Consider the following 21784-nt stretch of genomic DNA (forward strand, 5'->3'; position numbering starts at 1 on the left):
CTTGCTCGATGCGTGCAGGTGCGACGTTCGGACAGATTGAGTGCAATTTGAGTGCAATCGCGTTTGATTTAGCAATCCATCTTTGGCATTCAATTGCAGTCAGAATCGCATTCGATATCGCAATAACGCGCGAGCGTTTCGAGTAAGTCTCGTCGCACAATCGGTTTCGTCAAAACGTCGTTCGCGCCGGCCGCGGAAGCTTGTTGCTTGGTTTCCGAGACGGCATCGGCGGTCAGCACAACGATTGGAATCGTCGAATTGAATTGACGAATCTTTTCGGTGGCTTCCAACCCATCCATCTCAGGCATTTGTATGTCCGTGATGACCGCGGTGAACTCGTTTGGTTGGCTGCGAACTCGATCCAGCAATTCAACCCCGCTTGCGACAATGTCGGTTTTTCCACCGGCTGCCTCGATGATCCGCTTCAGGATCATCTGCGTCGCCGCGGTGTCTTCGGCGATCAGGAACTTGCAATCTTGCAACAGTTCTTCGATCGATGCGGACAACGGGGGGCGTTCAGATTCGGCGGGCGCCGGCATTTCGGCAGGACGCAGTGGGACCGTAAATGAAAATGTGCTGCCCTCATCGACCTCGCTTTCGACGTGCATGCTGCCACCCATCAACATGACGAGGCGACGACAAATAGCGAGTCCCAACCCGGTCCCGCCACCGGTCTTGGCCTTTCCTTTCGTTTCTGATTGGATGAACGGAAGAAAGATTCTTTCGAGATCGTGTCGTGGAATGCCGCATCCGTTGTCGACAACTTCGACCAGGAAAAACGGATTGGACGGCTTGTCGGCTTGTGTGCGAACACGAACGTTGACATCGCCACCGGGGCAAAATTTTATCGCGTTACTGATTAGATTTAAAACGACTTGGCGGACCCGAATCGGATCAGCACTGACGACCGCGGGCAATGATTCGTCGAAGTCCAAGGAAAGAGTTGTTTTGTTTTCCTTGGCACGGACCCGCATCAGCTCGATCGAACGGGCGAAGAGCTGGCGTAGCTCGAAGGCCTCCTCATCGACCTCCAGTTTGCCTGCTTCGAGTTTCGAAAGATCGAGAAGGTCGTTCAGGATTTCGACCAGGTACTGCCCGTTGTCGCGCATCGTCCGCACGAGTTCTTCTTGATCGACCGACAGATCGCTCTCCAAAAGCAATTCGCAGATCCCCAAGACGGCCGTCATCGGCGTGCGAATCTCGTGGCTGATACTGCCCACAAGTGACGATTTCGCCTGGTTCGCTGCATCGGCCGATTGGCGACTTTCATGGACCTCTTTGAGTAGTTCATGCCGTTCGATCGCGTTGTCGACGACGCGGAACAGGACCGACGGATAGATCGAATCTTTGGTGATGTAATCTTGCGCCCCCAGCTGGAGCGATTCACCGGCATCGTTGTTCATCGTACTGCCCGTCAGAACGACAATCGGGATCATTGGCACCCCAGTCGGACGGCGAATCTGTTCAAGGAAATCATTGCCCGAAAGACGTGGCATGTGCAGATCAACGATCACACAATCGATCGGATCGGATTGATTGAGGCACAGTTCAAGCCCGGACTCCCCGTTATCGGCTTCTAAAAAGTGGTAGCGTCGCTCGGGCGCACCTTGCATCAATGCCGAACGCACTCGAGCGCGATCTTCCTCGCAATCGTCGATTAATAGGATCCTTTGAACCCGATCTTTACGCTTCGTGTTCATCAGGAACCCTTTTGGGAATCGTGGGGCGGGCGTCGGATGGCTCGCCGGTCAGGGGTGATCGGCAGGCATTTCGGGCAGAGTATTCTGGCAAGGCGACATCAGCGGTCCAGTAGGTGATGGTGTGATCAAGCAGTTTGATCATCTCCTTGGTTTCGACGCGTTTGACGTGAAACGAAGTACCGCCGAGTTGATAAGCCTGGCGAATTTCGTTGGGGTTGGCTGAAGTTGAAAAAACCAATTTAGGAATGCATTCGTAAGCGGGGTTTTGTTTTAGTTGTCCGAGAACTTCCATTCCGCCAGTGACGGGAAGTCGTAAATCCAAGTACAGCAAATCGGGAACGCTGTCCTTCGACCGTGCGAGCAAGTCATCGCCAGAACGAAATCGTTCGATCTCGATCCGTCCGTCGCTTCTGCGGCATGCCGAATCGAGCAGTTCGAAGTCCTCGTTGTTGTCCTCCAAAACCCACCAATTCAGAGTACGGGTGGTCATGATGCCGGCTCCCATCCAAAAAAGAACGCCGTCCCCGACAGACTGGCTCCACTTTCCTGGGCCACGATTTGCACCCGACCACCATGGCGTTCGATGATCCTACGGACGATCGTCAGGCCCGCCCCGCTTCCGCCACCGTACTGATCATGTTGGTGTAGTCGACGGAAAATATCGAAAACTTGTTCACGGTATTTTTCGTCGATCCCGATCCCGTTATCACGTACGAACATGACGTTCGGCCCGAATTCGGGGAATTGATTCAACGGCGACTGTCGATAATCCACCTGGCCGATTTCGATTACTTTTTCGGGGCTTTCGTTGTATTTGATGGCGTTAGAAATCAAGTTCATCAGGATTTCGCGGACACAAGAAAAATCGCCCACGATGGTAGCGTCATTGACCAACGTGACCCGAACGCCGTCCGGATTCCTGCCACCGAACAAGATGTCGATGGCCTGCGCCATCGCATCCTTCAGGTCGAACGTTTCCCACCGTAGGTCCTGACGACCGACCCGTGAAAAACGCAGCAAGCCGTCAAGCAATTCGCCCATCCGTCCGACCAATCGTTTCAGTCCGCCGATGCCTTTCTGAAACGTGGCGTCGTTCTTTGGCCCTTGTTCGAGCAGGTATAGATAATGATTCAGTCCGCGAAGCGGTTCTTTCAAGTCATGTGATGCGGCATACGCGAACGCATCAAGGTCAGCATTAAGCTGCCGAAGTTCGTCGTTGATTCGCTGGACACGATCGGCTTGTTCGATGACCAAGTTGTTCAGCGTCGCACGCAAGGTTTCGGCGGTTTCACGCTCGGCGGGCGACCACGGAAGCGATGTCCCCTCAACCTGCTCGGTAAATTTGGCAAACGACTTTCGTGGGGAAAGCCGACCCGATTCATCCGTTTCGCTTTTAACCGGATCGCCTGCCCAATGGATGGTCGACGCGTACGGCGCGCGAAAGAATAGCAACTCACCGCTATGCTTTCGTCCCAACCGAATCGCCAGCATTCCGGCTATCTGATCTTTATAGTCAGAAGCTTCGGGGATCCAATTGGAAAGCTTGTCGGTGAACGCCAAGTGGTCTTCGGTTTGCTCGTTCAGTTGCTTGAGTAGGGCTTGGATTTGCGTTTCGTCCGGCGTCGTCCCCCAACAGAGAATTTGATCGCGATGGTGAAACGCGATACCGTCGGCAGAAAACAGTTCGGTGAACCAAGGTGCCGAATCCAAAATTGCTTGTTGAAGATCTTCCCGGTTGGCAAACTGCATCGCTCGTTGGGCGATGTTGTCGTTGATCTCGATTCGTCTTGCGAGCAATGATTCCTGACGACGACTGGAGAGGTAAGTCGACAGCAGCGAACCGGCAAGTTCACATACATCGCGTTGATCGGGCGAAAGCACCTTCTCCGTTCGATGATGACAAGCGATCAGCCCCCACAACCGATCACCGTTGATGATCGAGATCGACATGCTTGCGCCGACACCCATGTTGCGAAGGTATTCCAAGTGGATCGGCGAAATGGCGCGCAATTGGGCGTAGGACATGTCAATCGAGCGTGACGACGAAGCTTGATCTGTCGACGCGCCCGGCTCGCCGATCATCGCTGGCGACATGGGGATCGGATCGGCATTGACGTCCGAGACGACACGAATCCAATTGAGGACGTAAAGCCTGCGGGCAGGGAGCGGGATATCACCGGCCGGGTAGTGAAGTCCTAAGAACGCTTCCTGGTCATCTCGCTTCGCTTCGGCGATCACACTGCCGTGATCATCATCGTGAAAACGATATAACATCACCCGATCAAACCCGGTGAACGATCGGATGATCTCGATCGTCGATTGATAGATTTGCTCGAGTTGTTGATCTTCTAGTCCCGCGAACAATTGCCCGACAAGTTCCGGGCCGATCGTGTTGTCGGGGGCCAAATCACGTTCCAATTCGATCAAAATCAAATCGTCGCAGTGATGGGCCGAAGCGATCAGCGATCGGTCACCGATTTGGACGGGCCGTCGCAACCGCTTGCCTTCACGATGGGACGAAACCACTTGGGCAAGTGAATCGAGCTCCGGGGCAATCGTCGCAATTGGCTGACCGATCAACGACTGGCAGTCATCCGTCCGCGGCGTGTCGTCGGCAATTGGACCTTTGTGATGGGAGTCGTTTTCGGTGATACTCGCAACAGATGCATGCGTTGCCAAGCAGCGTTCCGGGATCCACTGAAACAAATTTTCGCTGACCGAGACAATCAGACGGCGGTCGGTTTCGTCACTTTCGCGCACGGCAATCATGCAGCCGTGCGGCTGGATTGTCGCGGGAAGATGAATGGGTTCCCGGTCACAATTGGTCAGCTCGACCGGACCTTGTAACGGCGTCCCGGGGAGATCGTAGGGCTCCATTGGCAGTTTTTCAGATCATGATCAAACGAAATTGACACCGTCCTCCTGATGACATCATGACATCACGCGGCTGTCCAGTTCTTGGTCTGCTGATCCGCCGAACTGCCTTAGGTCGATCAGGTGCAGAATTGACGCAAATATAACTGACCTTGGGGGTGGCTGAAAGACGCAGGCCCTAGACTCGGTTACGGATTACCAATAATCGCCGCTCGGTCATTTCTTCGATGGCATAGCGAATGCCCTCCCGTCCCAAACCGCTGTCCTTCACCCCGCCGTACGGCATGTTGTCGACACGCCAAGACGGGATGTCTCCGATGACAACGCCTCCGACGACGAGTTCGTCCCAAGCTTTCAGCGCCTTATACAAGTCTCGCGTAAAGATTCCCGCCTGTAATCCATACCGGCTGTCATTGATCTGCTTAATCGCCTGATCAAAGTCCTGGAACGTACTGAGCACTGCGACCGGGCCAAAAGCCTCTTGTGCACAGATCGGTAGCGTTTCCGGAACGTTTTCGAGCAACGTCGCTTCGACCATCGCCCCGTCGCGACCGCCGCCACAAAGTAGCGTCGCACCGGCAGCAATCGCCTCGTCAATCCATCCCTTCAACCGCTCACCCTCGGATTCGGAAATCACCGGTCCCAAGAAGGTTGACTCGTCTTTCGGATCGCCCATCTGAAGCTGCCGTGTTGCGTCGACAAGTTTGTCTCGAAAGCGATCGTAGACTGCGTGATGGACAAGGATACGCTGCACGCCAATGCAGCTTTGCCCGGACTGGTAGAACGCGCCCACAATCAATCGTTCTACCGCGTCGTCCAAATCAGCATCTTGATCGACGACGCAGGCCGCATTCCCGCCGAGTTCTAGAACGACCTTTTTCTTCCCCGCCTTACTTTTCAGATCCCAGCCGACTTCCGGGGACCCCGTAAAACTGAGCAGCTTAAAACGCTCGTCCGTCGTCAGTGCGTCGGCCGCATCACGATGACAAGGCAGGATTGAAAACGCGCCACGCGGCAAATCGGTTTCGGCCAACACCTCCCCGATTAATAATGCTCCGATCGGCGTTCGGCTTGCCGGTTTAAGTACAAACGGACAGCCCGCGGCGATGGCCGGTGCGATCTTGTGTGCCGCAAGATTCAACGGGAAGTTGAAGGGGGAAATGAACGAACAGGGCCCGATCGGTACCCGACGGTCCATGCCCCGGTAGCCTTCGGCACGTCGCGAGATCTCTAGATTCAGCACGCTCCCTTCGATTCGAACCGATTCCTCGGCGGCGATCCGAAACGTATCGATCAGACGGGTCACCTCGCCGCGACTATCTTTGATCGGCTTACCGGCTTCGACGCACAAGCTATCGGCGAGTGCGTCGGCGCGTTCTTCGAAACGACGGACACAGTGATTTAAGATTCGTTGTCGACGATAAGGCGGTAATTGCCGCATCGCATCACTCGCCTCGACCGCCGCCTCGATCGCACGATCGATCATATTCGTGTTGGCAAGCGACACCGTCGACACGACTTTTCCGGTGTACTTGTCGGTGACATCAAGTGTCGCTTCGCTGTACTGTGGACGGTTGGCGAGGTAAAGCGGATATCGATTCTGCATCGTCATGGTCAAAACCTCGGCAACTGGGAAGGCAACGCCCGGGACACAAGGGTGAACTCAAAGCGTTTTAGAGCACAGCCAGCGGGTGGCGTTTCGATTCTAACGTTCCCCGCGTGACTCCTAAACGATTGGTTGCCTTGAGCGTCCGCCAGACCGTCGCACCGTCGACTTCCCCGCGCAGTAAACGCCGATACAAATCAATCGTCGTTTTCGTTTGCCCAGGGGACTCGCCTAATAACTCAACCCGAAACCAATGTACGCCCGACCGCAACAATTCGGAGGCGGTTTCCGCGCCGCTTTGTGGCGTCGCGTTGTAGAGCGTATTGCGGCAGGCCACGTCGGCATGCAGCGGGTGCAACGCACCGACACGGTCACGAAGCTCGACGACATGGCGATCGCATGGGCGGCCACAATTGGTCTTATTCGTCCCCGGCGAAAGCACACTGCAAAAGACACAGTGCTCCATATGAAACATCGGGATGTGTTGTTGCAACACGACTTCCAACCATTCACTCGGCAACGCCTGAACCAAATCGCCAAGTTGATCGCGGTTTAGATCATAAGACGCGGTGGTCCGCACCGCCCCTAAACTGCGAATCCATTCGGCGGCACGGTGATTGGCAATGTTGAGTGAAAAATCCGCGACTACCTCGACTCCTTGGTCACGAAAGTAATCGATCGCGGCGAGGTTGCGCGCCAAGACCACGTCGGCTTGATGCCGTCGCAGTACACGCAGCAGTCCCGTTTCACCGGGCTTCTGCATTCGGACCGTGGCGATCCCAAAGGGCGTTTGATGCGGGTGGCATAATTCAGCAACTTCGGCGTATTGACGGATGTCATGAAAGTCGGCGTAAACCAAATCGACATCACACTGCGCCGCCGTTTTCACTTGCTCAAGCGTACGGCACAACACGGCTAACTTTGGCGATGAGGCTGGCTCACGTTGCTGTGAAGGCAGCTCATCGTCGTCGCGTTGGATCGGGGCCAGCAGACGCTCACCGGCCTTGACGTTGATTCGACGATTCGGGGGTGACGCGAGTTGCCGGTCGAGTGATTCAATGACTTGACGTCGCAATTCATTCAGTAGACTTGCCGGGACCATCGGGCCGTCTTCAAGATGCGCGTCCAAATGCCGGAGCTGAAACTGAGTCGTCCCCAATCGCTGAAGCTTGTCACGCAACATCGCTTCGTCCGCCGGGTGCTTGCGCGCCGCTTCGAGGGTTTGATCGGAGTGAATGCTAGCCGAGACCGCCGCATCGGTAGACACTCCGGCAACGGTTGCCGTCAACGCCAGCGGTCGGCCGACGACCGCATCGACTTGGAAATCGACGTCGATCCGCGTTGCCGGTTTGGACGATTCAAACGTTTGCCGTAAACGCTTGTTGAGCTTGGGATCGTCGTTTTTAAAGATCGTGCCGTCCGCTTCGATGACCGACCAATCGATTTCGCCTCTCCCGAAGCCGATCCAAACCTGGACGCCCGATTCAGCCGACTTGACCGAGTCCCCGGCGGATTTCTTGGCCGTCAATTCAATCGAGTAGACGCGTCCGCCTTGCATCGCTTGTTCGCTACCTTGACGTTCTGTCGATTCGATCCCCAGCCCGTCGCCCAAGGCTAAGCGTGCTTCCAATGTTGTTAGCACCCGGTCATTACTGATTCGCTCGACCCGCCCTAAACGAATGCCACGTTTGGCACTTTGCAGCCCGGGAACCAATCGCTTGTGATCATTACCTTCGAGCCATCCGGGTGAGAACCCGCGTGAAAACGACAGCTCCATTTCTTGCCGCGCGATCGGGTCAATTGAAACGATGCCTTCGTGAACGGCTTGGTCGATGGCCCGGCGATAGTGCCCCGTGATGTTCGCCACATATTCGGGAGTCTTCAATCGGCCTTCGATTTTCAGCGACGCGATGCCGGCCTGGACAAGAGCGACGATCGAATCATAGCCGGCGAGGTCTTGCGGGCTAAGCAGGTAACGAACGTCGCCAAGGTCGACTTCATCACCGTCGCTGACGACTTCGTATGGGAGTCGACACGCTTGGGCGCATTGGCCGCGATTAGCACTTCGCCCGCCCAACGATTCACTGGTCAAGCACTGCCCCGAATAGGCAACACAAAGGGCACCATGAATGAACACCTCTAGCGGCATCGAGGTCGATCCCGCGATTTGACTGATCTCCTTGACCGACAATTCTCGCGCTAGGACGACTCGCCGGATTCCCAACCATTCGGCAGCGGCGATCGTTTCGGCGCTGGTCAAGCTCATCTGAGTGCTGGCGTGGACCTCCAAATCCGGGCAGATTTCACGGACCAAACGCGCGACACCGAAGTCCTGGACCAGAACTGCGTCGACCCCCGTGCTGGCGAGTGTTTCGATGAGCGGGACCAATCGGGGCAACTCGCTCGGAAACACCAACGTGTTCATCGTCGTGTAACCACGAACGCCACGGCGATGCAAAAAGGGCATCAATTCGTGGAGGTCATCGAGATGAAAATTCTGTGCCCGGTGCCGTGCGTTGAAACCGCAATCGAGCCCAAAGTAGATCGCATCCGCACCGTTTTCGACCGCCGCACGCGCACATTCCCAGTCACCAGCCGGGGCAAGCAATTCGGGGCGACTGAACCGAGTCCTTTCGTCACCAGTTGCATTGACGGACGCAGCATTTTCGGCGTTAACTTTCGATTGCGAATTCATCCCCGAAGTATGGCCGACGCCAAGCCGATTGCGTAGGGTCTTTTTTCCCGTCGAATTGCTTGCCGGACCCGGCGATTACTTCTCGCGACGGTCAACCAGTCGTCGGGCCTTGGCCTGAAACCGTGGCAGCGAGCCCTGGTCGACCGGCTGGACATTCACCCGCATCGCCAGTCGCTTTTGAAATAGTTCCGACAAATGCATGCAGCGATCGGTCGGTAACTCGGCCTCAACCGCAAGGGTGTCCATCTGACCGTTTCGGTCGACGATTACTCGGAACTCGGCGACCCCGTCGAACTCACGCACGATCGCTTCGATGCTACTAGGGAAAACATTGACGCCGCGAATCACCATCATGTCGTCGCAACGTCCGAGCACCCCGCCGTCGAGAAACAGAAACCGGCAATCATGCGCGTGGTCGCGATAGCCGCGAACCATGTCACCGGTGCGGTACCGAATCGCGGGGCCTCCGTGCCGCCCCAGGCCAGTCAGGACAAGCTCCGCTTCTTCGCCGTCTTGAGCAGGACGACCAAGTGGCGTGGCGTCATCGAAGTGCAACCGTTCGGCGATGAACTGGGTCTCGATGACATGCAGACCGCGACCGTCGGCACTACCAAATCCCCAGGCGCCGACTTCACTGGCACCGCTGTGGTCGATCACCTTGGCCCCCCAGCCGGCTTCGATTCGCGAACGTATTTCTGCGCGGCTCCCTCCCGGCTCTCCGGCGACGATCAACCGAGTGACCGGCGAAGCGGCTAGATCGATCGAAAGCTGCTCGGCGAGTGCGACCAGGTGCAGCGCATACGTCGGCGTGCAACAAACCAAGGTGCAGCGGTGATCAAGAATCATTTGCAGGCGGGTTTCACTAGACACGCCCCCACCCGGGATCACCAAGGCGCCTGACCGGACCAAAGCGTCACACGCGGTCCAGAAGCCGATGAATGGTCCAAAGGAAAACGCCATCATCGCGACGTCGCTTTCGTCGACCTCGGCGGCATGAAGCACATGACGCCAACACTCCAGCCACCACGCCCAATCGCGTGGCGTGTCGAGCACCGGCATCGGAAACCCGCTCGTTCCACTGGTTTGGTGGTAACGCGTGTACCGCGAACGCGGCAATCCGAATATTCGCCCCGCCGACCCGACCGCCTCGGGCATCATCTCATGCTTTTCAAGCAGCGGTAGCGCGGCGAGTTGCTCAAGCGAAACCAGTGGCAACGCGAGATCGGCAAGGCGTTCGCGGTAAAACGGTTGCGTCTTCGCCGACGCAAGGATTTGATTGAGACGCCTGAGCTGGATCGATTCGATCGCCGTTCGATCCGATTTCCACGTGATGTCTAGGTCGCCGCTATCGCGATCGTCAACCGCATTAGATAAGTCGTTGGCAGGCAATTGGAAACCAAAATCAGCGGGGCAGACAAACTGGCAACTATCGAGCCAGCAAGTACGGCGGTCGACCGACGTGGCTACGGGCGTCCAAAAGGCGGATCGTGGTGGCCTGGTGACTGCTGGCGATGAAGGGGGCACAGTTTAGCACCAATTCATTCATTGGTCGCCTTCAGTCGGTGGTCACTGCAAGAAGTGAGTTGACGTGCCAGCGGCAACGAGACTCGCGTGGGCGGCGTTTTCCGCTGACGAAGGTCGTGACACGCTGGATAGCCGGCGTCCGGCGATCACCGCAACGCCCGGAATTTGCGGTGTTTCGGTGACGTGACTACGTCTCCGGATTGCTATCAGATCCACTCGCGGGACCACTTTGTTTGCGATTGCGAAAGCGGAGGTGAAGGAAGCGTGAAGAACACCGATTTGTGATTGTTGAGCGGTGGGTGCGAGGGGACCTTATCAGCGTGCCTTCCCCGCACGCTTCCCCCCTCTCTCGAATCAATCTCAAGGCTGATTCATGCGAACCACTCGCTGCAAAGTGCAACTCAACTCGATGCATCACCGCCGGATCTTCGCGGTGAACGTCAGCCTCCGTCAACGGGCTGGGTTTACCTTGGTCGAACTATTGGTGGTCATCTCGATCATCGGTTTACTCGCATCGATGGCACTTCCGGCACTGACCAAGGCGCGGGCGGCGGCCAGATCGGCGGCATGCCAATCGAATCTTCGCCAATTCGGAATCGGCTTGATCCAGCGAGCCAATACGATGCCCGACAAGGCATTTTGCAGTGGTAATTTTGACTACGAACGGGACGGCGTGCCAACCGAATATGGCTGGGTCGCGGACTTGGTGGACCGCGGGATTATGACCGGCGAGATGATGTGCCCAAGTAATCCGGCCAAAGCTAGCAAAGCGATCGATCAAGTGCTCAACGTTACGCTTGCTGATCTAGCCGCCGAAACCACCAGCCCCAATCCCTGTGCTGATTTACTGGGATCGCCGGTGGTCACTGACAGTACGGGAACGACGATTGCCAATGTGATCCGCCAAATCATGATCGATTCGGCAGCCGCCGGTTCGGCCCAACGTGCCGAGATCGTTGCCCGCAAGATGGTCGAAAACGGTTTTAACACCAACTACGCGGCATCTTGGTTCATGGTCCGCGGGGATGTCGTTCTGGACACCACGGGGAACCTGCAACCGGAATTCCCTGCGTGTGGGACGGACCCTCGCGGAAAGAACGTCACCAAGGGTCCACTTCGGGTCGACGTGGTCGATACCGCTCGGGCACCGATGTCCACGATCCCGTTGCTGTGTGATGCCACACCGACCGGATACATCAGCACCGACGTCGGCGGCATTCCCCGTGGCAGTGTCTACGCGACGCCGATGGTTGGGACACCGATCTTCAGTTCGCAAACGATTCTCGACGCCTCCGGGTCCCCCGTTGCCAACCCACATCATTTGAAAACGCCCGGCAACCCTGCCAAAGGCACCGCGTTCGCGGCCGGGACCCTCCGTGGCGGTCCCGATGGTTGGTACAAACAGTGGAGCGCCTTCACTCGTCAAGACTACCGCGGAGTCATGCCGCTTCACATCCGAATCGCCAATTGTTTGATGGCGGATGGCTCGGTCCAGCAACTTGTCGATTCCAACAACGATCAGTACATCAACAATGGATTCGACATGCCCACCGGCACCATCATCTGGACGAGTCCAAAGATCGAAGCGGACAAATCGAAACTAGCGAGTTATTACTCGCTGAAATCCGACGGTCCGGTGAACTGATGGGATTGCCTTCCGCCTAAGGACAGAGCGTTTCATCGTGGCTCACGATGTTTGCTGTGCAAAGCGTCGACGTCGGGTTAGACTCTGCGTTTCTATGGCAAGTCTTGTCCAACGATGGCAACGTGATGTTAGTACCCAGGCAGATCCGGCTCGGATCGCTCGATAGTTTCTGTCTTGAACCGACCGGTGATTCCCCTCCAGAAGCTGTCGTGGTGTTGTGCCATGGCTATGGCGCGCCGGGCAGTGACATGGTCGGCGTGGTCCAAGATTGGGCCAGTTTGTTGGGTGAACAAGCCAGTCGCTATCAATTTTTGTGCCCCCTCGCGCCGCTCAGCCTGGCCGAGTTAGGCATGCCAGGGGGCCGAGCTTGGTGGTCCCTGAATATGGCCCGGATGATGGAGGCCGTTCAGGCGCAGCGGTTTGAAGAATTGCATGCCGAAACACCACCGGGATTGGACGCCGCCCGCACCCAATTGGGCGAGTTAATTCAGACGGCGCTTGAGCGGATGGCCGATAAAACCGGCCAAAAGATCGACGACATCCCGCTGGCGATCGGTGGCTTTTCGCAAGGCGCGATGTTAACAATGGACACGGCACTGCAAGGCCCATGTCGTGCCCCGAACCTGCTGTTCCAATTTTCTGGCACCGTGATCTGTCAGCCTCAGTGGAACGTTCAGATGTCACGGTTGAGCCACACACGGGTTTATCAATCCCACGGAACGGTCGATCCGATTTTGCCGTTCGCGTCCGCCGAACGCCTTCGTGATATGCTGATTTCGGCCGAAGTCGATCTGAAGTTTCATCAGTTCTACGGACCGCACACGATCGACGGTGACTCGATCCAAACCACCGCGACGATGCTTAAAGAATTGACCCGGTAAGGGCAGTCCGCCCATTACCGCCGAAGCCCCTTTGCCGGGGATGCCCAGCCACCGCGAACGAGTCGAGTATCCTTCCTGTGATGACCCAACGCATTGCCAGTCGCCGCCCACAACCCGAAGAGATCAGTTTTGACTACCACCGCGAGTTGATCGCCCGCGTCGAAGGTGAGTCGGCGACGGCGGTCCTGCATCAGCAATTGTTCTGGATCTGTGATCTCGCCGGAAGCGTTTCGACCGAACAAGTCGATCGGGTGCATGCTCCCTATTCGTGGACGATTCGCCAAGTCTTCGAGCATTGTGCCAACGCCGAGCGGATGTTCGGCTACCGAATCATGTGCATCGCCGACGGCAGCGAGCCCGACCTCCCTGCCTGGGACGAGAATGTTTCGGCCGACAGCCGATTCGGACTAGGCAACTTTTCACGGCTGGTGACCGAACTGGGCGAGTTGCGTCAAGCCAACCTGCTGCTCCTTGAACGACTTGTCCCCTCCGCCTGGGACTGTGCCGGAACCGCTTCGGGGCATCGGATCACCGTCCGGGCGCTAGCCTGGTTGGCCGCGGGGCATCTACTGCACCACTTTGAAATTGTGGAAAACCGCTGCTCGGTCACTGCGAAACGAATGCCGGACATGGTAAAGTGAGTCGCTTTTCCTGAACCGGGCTCTGCGAACCAGCGCTGCGTCTCGCCAACATTTTTGGCGAGTCACCCGCGCCAGAGTGTGGAAAACCCGCCGCCTGGTAACGGCAGGGGCTCCCGAATCAAATCTGGACAGCAGCCGTCCAGTTATCCAACTAATGCTTCGTCGACCTTTGATTTTAGGGTTAGCCACGGTTTCGGTGTAATAACCGAGGCTAACGCCCGTCGTCGGCTGATGAGCCGAACCCGAACATTGGGTCTAGACGGAGCACTAGGCCGGACGGTCCACTAAGCCGACATCGCCCGGTTCGGCGACTTCACTTGAAAAGATTCTGATCACCATGTTTGTCGACCGCGTTCAAATTGAGCTTCATGCCGGAAAGGGGGGCGACGGTTGCATGAGCATGCGTCGCGAGAAGTATGTCCCTCGTGGTGGGCCAGACGGAGGAGATGGCGGGCACGGTGGCAGCTTGATTTTAGAAGCCAAGCTGGGGGTCAATTCGTTGGCCGCGTTTGCCAACCGACGATTTTACAATGCCCCCAAAGGCCAACCCGGCCAGGGGTCTCTGCGACACGGACGCCGCGGTCATGACCAGACCTTGTATGTTCCCCCGGGGACTACGGTGATCGATGCCGAACAGGGATTTGTGATCAAAGACCTGACGCTTCACGGCGAGTCCTTCGTTGTTGCCCGAGGTGGGAAAGGCGGCAAAGGCAACGCGCATTTCAAATCGAGCACCAATCAAGCGCCACGCGAATTTACCCGCGGCGAAGAAGGCGAGGCTCGGTCGGTCATCTTGGAACTTAAATCGATCGCCGACGTCGGACTGGTCGGAAAACCCAACGCCGGTAAGAGCACGCTGCTGAGCCGAATCTCGGCCGCTCGACCCGAAATCGCCGACTATCCGTTTACGACCAAGCATCCTAACCTCGGCATCGTTGAACTCGACGAAGTTCGCTCGTTCGTCTTGGCCGACATCCCCGGATTGATCGAAGGTGCCAGCGACGGCGTCGGACTCGGGCACGAATTCTTGCGACATGTCGAACGCGCCGGTCTACTCGTCCATCTCGTCGAACCAGAACCGACCGATCAAACCGATCCGCTTGAAAACTATGAAGCGATTCGTAGCGAACTTTCGCTGTACGACGAGTCGCTCGGACAACGCGACGAAATCCTGGCCGTTACCAAATGTGAGCTTGATGCGGCCCCCGATGTTGCCAAACGCTTGCATGAAATCACGGGGCGGAAGGTATTTCTCGTCAGTTCGATGACTGGCGAAGGTCTGACGGAACTGAAAGAAGAAATCATGACCCGGGTCCAAGAACGTCGCCAAGCGATGACCGATGCCGGCGAAGTGGTTGTGGAAACCCAAACGGAAGCCAAGCCCAAACGCAAGCGACGCGTTCCACCGCACTTGGCCGGCCCGACCGCTCAGCTTTCCAACGACCTGCAAGCGAAAGACATGTCCGACGAAGAAGCCAAGCAGACCGAAGGGCAACAAACGCCAAAGGAGTCCGGTTCAGGGGAGACGTCGTGACAACGCCCCCTAACCAGGTCGCCCCTAACCAGGTCGCCCCTAACCAGGTCGCCCCTAACCAGGTCGCCCCTAACCAGGTCGCCCCTAACCAGGTCGCACTGGACATCGGCAATTCGGCGATCAAGGCAAGTGTGCTTGCGACGGCGGACGACGATCAACACCCCGATCAAACCTTCTTGATCTCCGCAACCGACCAAAATGCCGACCAGGATCTTGCGGCGCGATTGCTGGACTGGGCCGCGCCGCTGTTCGATCAAGGCGATGTCAATTTTTGGGTCTCCTCGGTGAACCGCGCGGTCAGTGTCCCACTTGGTGTCACGATCATAGAGCGACACCCTACCGCTTGTTGGAATGAACTGTCACGAACCGATGTGCCACTGTCGGTCCAGGTTGACTATCCCGATCGAGTTGGCATCGATCGATTGCTGAGCGCCCACGCCGCGGCGATCGAGTTCCCCGCAGGGGCGATCGTCGTCGACTCCGGATCGGCGGTAACGATCGATTTAGTCACCCCAGCAAGATTGAACGCGGAGCCGGATGGGCATCCTGTCTTTCACGGCGGAGCGATCTTGCCCGGAGTTCGCATGCAGTTCGCCGCGCTCGCCGGCGGAACAGAAAACTTGCCTGCCATGGCATCCGCATCCGTCGCTCCAGCCACCGACCTTGCGGCGATGTCACCAGCGGCAAAGCCGACGACGGCAAGCCCGTCGGTGGGGGCGTTTTCGGCGCCCGCAAAAGAAACCGAATCGGCCATTCGTTTGGGCGTGATCTCGTCGATTACCGGAGCGGTCGAACGCTTGGCCGGCGATTACGCCAAGTTCGCCGCGGCAGTTGAACCGGACCTGGGTGGAAAAATCGCTGTAGTCATTTCCGGCGGAGATGCGGATTTGATTTCACGACATTTGCGAATTTCTCACATTGTGAAGCACAATCTCGTCTGTCGAGGCATTTTAGACTTAGCCGGTCGCCAGTGCTTTCGGTCCGCCCCGCCACTATGATGTGGGGACTGACCCCCGGCACGCTCGCCAACATCGATAGCGTTTGAGAAATGTCCCTTACGAAGCTCTCCGACTTATTGCCAATCGACCCGAGTCTGTCCAAGCCGAACGCGTATCAGGTGTTCGGAATCCAGGCCGGCGAACAGGACATGCGGCGGGTCAAAGCGGGGATGCGACAGACCTATCAGCGACTGAAGGAAACTCGATCGAGCGCCGAACCGAACGTTTGGAACCAAGCGTTGAAGATCGCCGAGGCGGCTCGACAAGTGCTCGAAGATCCCGATCGAAAACGAAGTTTGGACGTTGCGATCGAATCCGCTAAGTCGAAGACGCTTCGCCCACCGCCGATCCCCCAGTCGTCCGTCAATCCGTCGTCGGGGAGTTTGCCTTCGCACAACCCGCCGACGGCGCAAACGGCGGTCGATCCGCTTGCCGATTTGCTGCCCAAGTCGAACCCGGTCGCCGACCGCACCGGTGGCTCGTCCGATTCGGCGACTCCTTCACCGCCGAATCAAGCAGCCGCGGTCTTAGGCATGCCGCCGTTGGGAACCCCGCCGCCGGGACCGTCAGCGAGTCCGGCAACGCCTAGCCCAGGAGTTTCACCCGCGAGTGCTCCTTTACCGGCCAATGCCCCCTCGCCGTCGCCCGCAGGCGGAGCGAATTTGAATAGCGCGCCACAGTTCGGCACGCCAGAAACTTCTGTTTCGCCTCAGGAAAGTCCCGGTGCCGCTCCGGTGACGTGGACGCCCCCGAAACCAAAACCGAAGAAACGCCGCCGCAAGAGTTCCGGCATGTTTGTCTTGGGTAGCTTTGTCGTCATCATGTTGGCGGCAATCGTGTATTTATTGACGATGTTTACGAACAACAAACGCATCCAAGTCACGCAGGCCAACGATGGCGGAATCGTTGTCTCGCAGCCGGCCCCGGATGCCGATCGCCGCGACCCACGATCACGCACCAGAGCGACGCCAAACGACGGCGTGCTCGGCGGTGCGGCCAGCAGCGGGGTCGCCGATTCAATTCGTAGAAACAATCCAAGTGTTCGTCTTGATCAACCAGGCAGCATGTATCCATCCGGCATGGATTCAATGGCGTCGGACAATGGGAACTCGCCGGACGACATGGCGACTCCATCGTCGATGACCCCTGATTCCCAGCCGCCCGGCATGACGGCGATGCAGGCTTCTGAAACGCCCGACGCGAGCGAACCTGAAGAGCCTTCTGCCGAAGAAATGGAAGCGATGTCCGCCGACATCAAACGGCTGGAAGGCCTGATCAAGTCAGCCGACTGGAAGCAGATGAAACCGACCGCCGATCAACTGTTAAAACAAAACCTGCCTGGCAAGCTAGGCGAACGAGTCTCGACGCTTTACGACATGGCGGATCTTGCCAGTTACTATCGGGGCGGAATCGAACGAGGACTTGCGTCGCGTGAAACGGGGAATACCTTTGAAGTCGTCGAGGGGCTTCCGGTGATTGTTGTCGAAGCGACACCCCAGTCGATCGCGATCCAGTTTAACAAACGGACGAAGGAGTACACGCTGGATCAATTGCCGCCGCGGCTCATGGAAAAGCTTGCCTCGTTCGCCTTACAGCCCGAGCAACCGGACGTGCAAGCGGCACTGGCGCTCTATCGATTGATCCATCCGGCAACCAACCAAGGGTACCGCGAGGACGCTTGGCAGATGCTTCAAAGTGTTGACGGCAAACTGCAGAACGTCGATACCACAAAGCTGATCACGGTGGCGAAAGAAGTTTTAGGCGGTGACTCCTCGGCGGCCAACTAAACGCCGTCAGTCCTTCGCACCCCAGCCACCGCCGCCGGGCGTTTCCAAACGCAAACGTTCACCGGCAAGGACTTGGAATGTTGTCGTTGGTGGCAATTCAGTTTCTTGATCGCCTTTGACCAAAATGTTTCGTCCCGAGGCACCGCGACCACCACCAAAGACACCGTACGGTTGCGAGTTTCTACGGTTGGTGATTAACGAAACCGTCAGCGGTTTAAGAAATTCAAATTCGCGAACCAAGCCATCGCCGCCGCGTTGTTTTCCCTCGCCGCCGCTTCCCCGACGGATCGAAAACTCTCGCAATCGAATCGGATGCCGCGATTCAAGGACTTCCGCGTCCGTAATGCGAGTGTTGGTCATGTGTGTATGGACCCCGTCGGCGCCGCGTCCAAACACCGTCGCACCGGCTCCACCGCCGATCGTTTCGTAGTATCCGAATCGATCATCGCCGAACAAGACGTTATTCATGGTGCCTTGACTTGCGGCGACGCCTCGGAAGACCGGGGTTTGAGAATGAGTCGATCCGATCGCGCCAAGCATGACGTCGACGACTCGCATGCTGGTTTCGACATTGCCGGCGACCACGGCCGGACATTGCTTTGGATCGGGATGCCGAGGCGGATCGAGCAGGCCCGGAGGGATGATCAGATCGATCGGACGCAACGCACCATCGCACAGCGGCAAGTTAGATTCGCAAAAACAACGCATCACGTAAAGCACCGCCGAATTGACGATCGAACGTGTCGCGTTGAATGCACCCCGATGAACATCGGCGGTACCGGCGAAATCGATCCGCAGACGCGAGCCCCGGCGCTGAAGTTCGACCGCGATCTTGGTCCCGTCATCGAGTTCGTCTTCGAAACGCAGTGCATCGGTCGGCAACTTTTCGATCCAGCGAATTACCGATTCTTCGGCCACGTCCAGCAGGCGATCGATCAACCGTCCTAACGACTCCGATCCGAACTCTGAGTTCATTTGTCGGAGCAAACGCCCGCCTTCCTGACCGGCCGCAATCTGGGCCCGCAAGTCGGCGATGTTTTCTGCGACGTTGCGTGATGGATAGTCACCGGAAGACAACAATTCGGCTAACTCGGTTTCATAGCTAACGCCATCGCGAACGAGGGCGAAGGCGTGGATCAACACGCCTTCCTGGGCCAACGTCGTTGCCCCCGGCGGCATCGATCCAGGTGTCATCCCGCCGATTTCGGCATGGTGGGCACGACTTGCGACAAAAAAATCTGGCCGAGCACCATTCGAACTCGGCCCGCAGAACACCGGTGAAACCAACGTCACGTCGGGCAGGTGTGACCCGCCGGCATACGGATCGTTGGAAACATAACAGTCGCCCTCGGCCATCTCGGGAAACGTTTCGGCAAGGTGTTTGACCGTGTGCCCCATCGCCCCAAGGTGAACCGGCACGTGTGGCGCATTGGCGATCAGTGTCCCGTCGCCGCGAAAGATCGCACAACTGAAATCCAATCGCTCTTTGACGTTTACACTGATCGCAGTACGCCGCAAAACTTCACCCATCGAATCGGCGATGCTTTGCATCCGTCGCGCGGCGATTTCCATCTGAACCAACTCGTTCGACGTCGACGCGCGCTCGTCACGATCCGGCGAATCAAACGTCAAGACGATGGAGCCGTCGTCACGCACACCGCCGCTCCAATCCGGTTCAACGATCAACGTCGTTTGATCGCTGACAATCACACTGCCCGGATCGATGACCGCACCGCTGGCTAAGGACTCGCGATCAATGCGGCGAAATTGTTTCCACTGCCCGCGGTGAAAGACGCGAGCTTGCGCGGACACGGTTTTGTTTGTCGATACGGCGGACGGATCTGAAAGCTGTCGTTGAATGTCTCCGTCGGCGGATTGGCTCTCACAACGCAGGCTGACCCATTGCACCGTGTGATCATTTCGTTCATAGCCATACTGGGCACGATGCTGTTGGTGAAAACGATCGGTTAGTCCGGCGATTGCCTCGTCATCGAAGTCACTCAGTTCCAAAGAGATCGTCGCATCCGTCCCGACGTAGCGACAATCAGCTTCGAACCGATGGGTCACTTTGGAATCGGAGACACCGAGCGATTCAAGGTTCGACCGTATCAATTGGTCGGCGAGATTTTGTGCTGCTTTTGCGCCGACGTCATCCACTTTTTGATAGATACCGATCGTTTCGATCAGGCCTGACTTAGCGACGCCGATCCCAACCGCACTCAGCACGCTCGCATGCGGGTGATCAACGATTGTTTTGATGCCCAGTGATTCGGCTACCCGGCAAAGATGCTGAGCGGCAGCACCTCCGAAACCGACTAACGCGTGATCTTCCAGCGGAACGCCACGGGCTGTCGTGATCGCGCGGACCGCTTCGGCCATGTGCGTCACCGCGATCTCCAGGAAACCCTCGGCCAACGACTCGATCGATTCGGGCGCGTCGGGAAGCTTGCCGGCCACGTGTTCCAAACGTTCGCGGGCGGCATCGGTTGACAGTGGGATGGGGAAACGATCGATGGCGATTCGACCAAGTAATACATTTAGATCGGTGACCGTCAGTGGGCCGCCACTGCCATAACACGCCGGGCCAGGCGAAGCACCGGCGCTTCCGGGCCCGACTTCCAAGCGGCCGCCGACATAGTCACAAATCGATCCGCCACCGGCAGCGACCGTGTGTATGTCCATCATTGGTGTCATCACTCGAACGCCGGCGACCTTCGAAAGGTAGCGGCGCCCGACCTGTCCGTCGAAGCGACTGACGTCGGTGCTGGTTCCACCCATGTCCAACCCGATCGCCAGATTCAGGTCGTTGTTTTCGGCGACAAACTGCAAACCCACCACGCCGCCGGCGGGCCCCGAAAGAACGCTGTCGCGACCACGAAATTGTGAGGCGGCGACCAGATTGCCTCCGCTGGTCATCATCTGTAGCTGACACGAAGTTTTGCCGAACTGTTGCTCCACCCGACGAACATAGTCTGAAAGGATCGGATTCAGGTACGCATCCAGGGTAGTCGTTTCGGCCCGTGAAATCAGTTTGATCAACGGCGCCACTTCGCTCGATCGGCTGACATGCCGAAAGCCGATCGAACGGGCGATTGCTTCGATTCGCTGTTCATGCTCGGGGTTCAAGTACGAATGCATCAAACAAATCGCGATCGCTTCGACACCTCGTCGCCACATCGCTTGCAGTGCGTCGTGAATCTCGGATTCGTTCAGCGCGATCAGTTCGCTACCTTCCGCATCCAATCTGCCGCGAACTTCGATCACGTTCTCGGCCAGTGGGATCGATTTCGTAAACGACAGGTCGAACAGCTCTTCGCGATCTTGTTCGCCGATCAGAAGCACATCGCCGAAGCCTTCGTTGGTCACCAAGGCCGTCGTCGCTCCGGTTCGCGTGAGCAACGCGTTGGTTCCACGAGTCGTGCCAACGCGGGCGACCATCGCCGGCAGCGAAGTACGAAGGGGGACCCCCAACAGTAACCGAGTCGCGAGCACGGGGGCTTCCAATCCACAGTCGATTTCAAACGTACGCCGGAGGTCGCCGGCGGCAAACTCGATTGCCCCGTCAGGATGAACCGTCACTTGTCCGGACCGAGCGTCGTAATCGGTAATCGTTCCGATCGGTGAATGAACCCCCGAAATCAACTCGCTGATCACGGCACCGACAAAGAACTGGTTCGGCAACCGTTGGTTCGGAAGCCCACACAATAACTCGTCGGGTAGGTTGAGTCGCAGCGAGGTCGGCTGTTCGGCGACACCGTCACAGCGAATCAATCCCGTTGAAAGCACTTTTATGCTGCGAAGCGTTTGTGAGCCGTCGGCGGTCGTCTGCACCACGATGCAGTCGGTGAATGTACCGCCGACATCGGCGCAAACAAATAACGATGCGGGGTCGGTCATGA

At 57.4% G+C, this 21784-nt stretch carries 13 protein-coding genes; 6 read left to right on the forward strand and 7 right to left on the reverse strand.

Annotated elements, in window-relative coordinates:
* Window positions 1–89: 89 nt before the first annotated feature.
* The 6 genes from FYC48_RS04950 to FYC48_RS04975 all read right to left on the reverse strand — a co-directional run bounded on the left by FYC48_RS04950 (window position 90) and on the right by FYC48_RS04975 (window position 10264).
* Entirely contained in the window at window positions 90–1700 is a 1611-nt protein-coding gene (locus FYC48_RS04950) for a hybrid sensor histidine kinase/response regulator (protein ID WP_149495495.1), read from the reverse strand.
* Window positions 1684–2190, reverse strand: coding sequence for a response regulator (locus FYC48_RS04955; RefSeq protein WP_160149326.1), 507 nt, complete (start codon window positions 2188–2190; stop codon window positions 1684–1686). The genes FYC48_RS04950 and FYC48_RS04955 overlap by 17 nt, the downstream gene beginning before the upstream one ends.
* Window positions 2187–4577 (reverse strand): ATP-binding protein, encoded by a 2391-nt coding sequence (locus FYC48_RS04960; protein ID WP_149495497.1) that lies wholly within the window; start codon window positions 4575–4577, stop codon window positions 2187–2189. The genes FYC48_RS04955 and FYC48_RS04960 overlap by 4 nt, the downstream gene beginning before the upstream one ends.
* A 175-nt stretch (window positions 4578–4752) precedes the next feature.
* Complete coding sequence (locus FYC48_RS04965; RefSeq protein WP_230775696.1) at window positions 4753–6186, reverse strand: aldehyde dehydrogenase family protein; 1434 nt, start codon at window positions 6184–6186, stop codon at window positions 4753–4755.
* A 61-nt stretch (window positions 6187–6247) separates the two neighbouring features.
* Entirely contained in the window at window positions 6248–8875 is a 2628-nt protein-coding gene (locus FYC48_RS04970; RefSeq protein ID WP_149495499.1) for a U32 family peptidase, read from the reverse strand.
* Window positions 8876–8950: 75 nt separating this feature from the next.
* Complete coding sequence (locus FYC48_RS04975) at window positions 8951–10264, reverse strand: phenylacetate--CoA ligase family protein (RefSeq protein ID WP_235034069.1); 1314 nt, start codon at window positions 10262–10264, stop codon at window positions 8951–8953.
* A 508-nt stretch (window positions 10265–10772) separates the two neighbouring features.
* Here FYC48_RS04975 and FYC48_RS04980 point away from each other — a divergent pair.
* From FYC48_RS04980 to FYC48_RS05005, 6 genes are all read left to right on the forward strand, one after another.
* Window positions 10773–12044, forward strand: a complete 1272-nt coding sequence (locus FYC48_RS04980; RefSeq protein ID WP_235034070.1) for a type II secretion system protein — start codon at window positions 10773–10775, stop codon at window positions 12042–12044.
* Window positions 12045–12091: 47 nt separating this feature from the next.
* Complete coding sequence (locus FYC48_RS04985) at window positions 12092–12925, forward strand: alpha/beta hydrolase (RefSeq protein ID WP_235034071.1); 834 nt, start codon at window positions 12092–12094, stop codon at window positions 12923–12925.
* 80 nt (window positions 12926–13005) lie between these two features.
* Window positions 13006–13566 (forward strand): DinB family protein, encoded by a 561-nt coding sequence (locus FYC48_RS04990; RefSeq protein WP_149495500.1) that lies wholly within the window; start codon window positions 13006–13008, stop codon window positions 13564–13566.
* 337 nt (window positions 13567–13903) lie between these two features.
* Window positions 13904–15100: a GTPase ObgE gene (gene obgE, locus FYC48_RS04995; RefSeq protein ID WP_149495501.1), complete on the forward strand. Its 1197-nt coding sequence runs from the start codon at window positions 13904–13906 to the stop codon at window positions 15098–15100.
* Entirely contained in the window at window positions 15097–16098 is a 1002-nt protein-coding gene (locus tag FYC48_RS05000; protein WP_149495502.1) for a type III pantothenate kinase, read from the forward strand. Before obgE ends, FYC48_RS05000 begins: the two co-directional genes overlap by 4 nt.
* Before the next feature lie 50 nt (window positions 16099–16148).
* Window positions 16149–17885 carry a hypothetical protein gene (locus tag FYC48_RS05005; protein WP_149495503.1) on the forward strand — a complete coding sequence of 579 codons (1737 nt, stop codon included), beginning with the start codon at window positions 16149–16151 and terminating at the stop codon, window positions 17883–17885.
* A gap of 6 nt (window positions 17886–17891) precedes the next feature.
* Here FYC48_RS05005 and FYC48_RS05010 read toward each other — a convergent pair whose 3' ends face one another.
* Window positions 17892–21782, reverse strand: coding sequence for a hydantoinase B/oxoprolinase family protein (locus tag FYC48_RS05010; RefSeq protein WP_149495504.1), 3891 nt, complete (start codon window positions 21780–21782; stop codon window positions 17892–17894).
* Between the last annotated feature and the right edge of the window lie 2 nt (window positions 21783–21784).

Source organism: Roseiconus lacunae, assembly GCF_008312935.1.
Classification (GTDB): domain Bacteria; phylum Planctomycetota; class Planctomycetia; order Pirellulales; family Pirellulaceae; genus Stieleria; species Stieleria lacunae.

Coding starts and splice junctions, on each gene's coding strand:
- obgE (WP_149495501.1), top strand. CDS start 13,904: ATGTTTGTCGACCGCGTTCAAATTGAGCTTCATGCCGGAAAGGGGGGC.
- FYC48_RS04985 (WP_235034071.1), top strand. CDS start 12,092: ATGTTTGCTGTGCAAAGCGTCGACGTCGGGTTAGACTCTGCGTTTCTA.
- FYC48_RS04955 (WP_160149326.1), bottom strand. CDS start 2,190: ATGACCACCCGTACTCTGAATTGGTGGGTTTTGGAGGACAACAACGAG.
- FYC48_RS04980 (WP_235034070.1), top strand. CDS start 10,773: ATGCGAACCACTCGCTGCAAAGTGCAACTCAACTCGATGCATCACCGC.
- FYC48_RS04970 (WP_149495499.1), bottom strand. CDS start 8,875: ATGAATTCGCAATCGAAAGTTAACGCCGAAAATGCTGCGTCCGTCAAT.
- FYC48_RS04950 (WP_149495495.1), bottom strand. CDS start 1,700: ATGAACACGAAGCGTAAAGATCGGGTTCAAAGGATCCTATTAATCGAC.
- FYC48_RS04965 (WP_230775696.1), bottom strand. CDS start 6,186: ATGACGATGCAGAATCGATATCCGCTTTACCTCGCCAACCGTCCACAG.
- FYC48_RS04960 (WP_149495497.1), bottom strand. CDS start 4,577: ATGGAGCCCTACGATCTCCCCGGGACGCCGTTACAAGGTCCGGTCGAG.
- FYC48_RS04990 (WP_149495500.1), top strand. CDS start 13,006: ATGACCCAACGCATTGCCAGTCGCCGCCCACAACCCGAAGAGATCAGT.
- FYC48_RS05010 (WP_149495504.1), bottom strand. CDS start 21,782: ATGACCGACCCCGCATCGTTATTTGTTTGCGCCGATGTCGGCGGTACA.
- FYC48_RS05005 (WP_149495503.1), top strand. CDS start 16,149: ATGTCCCTTACGAAGCTCTCCGACTTATTGCCAATCGACCCGAGTCTG.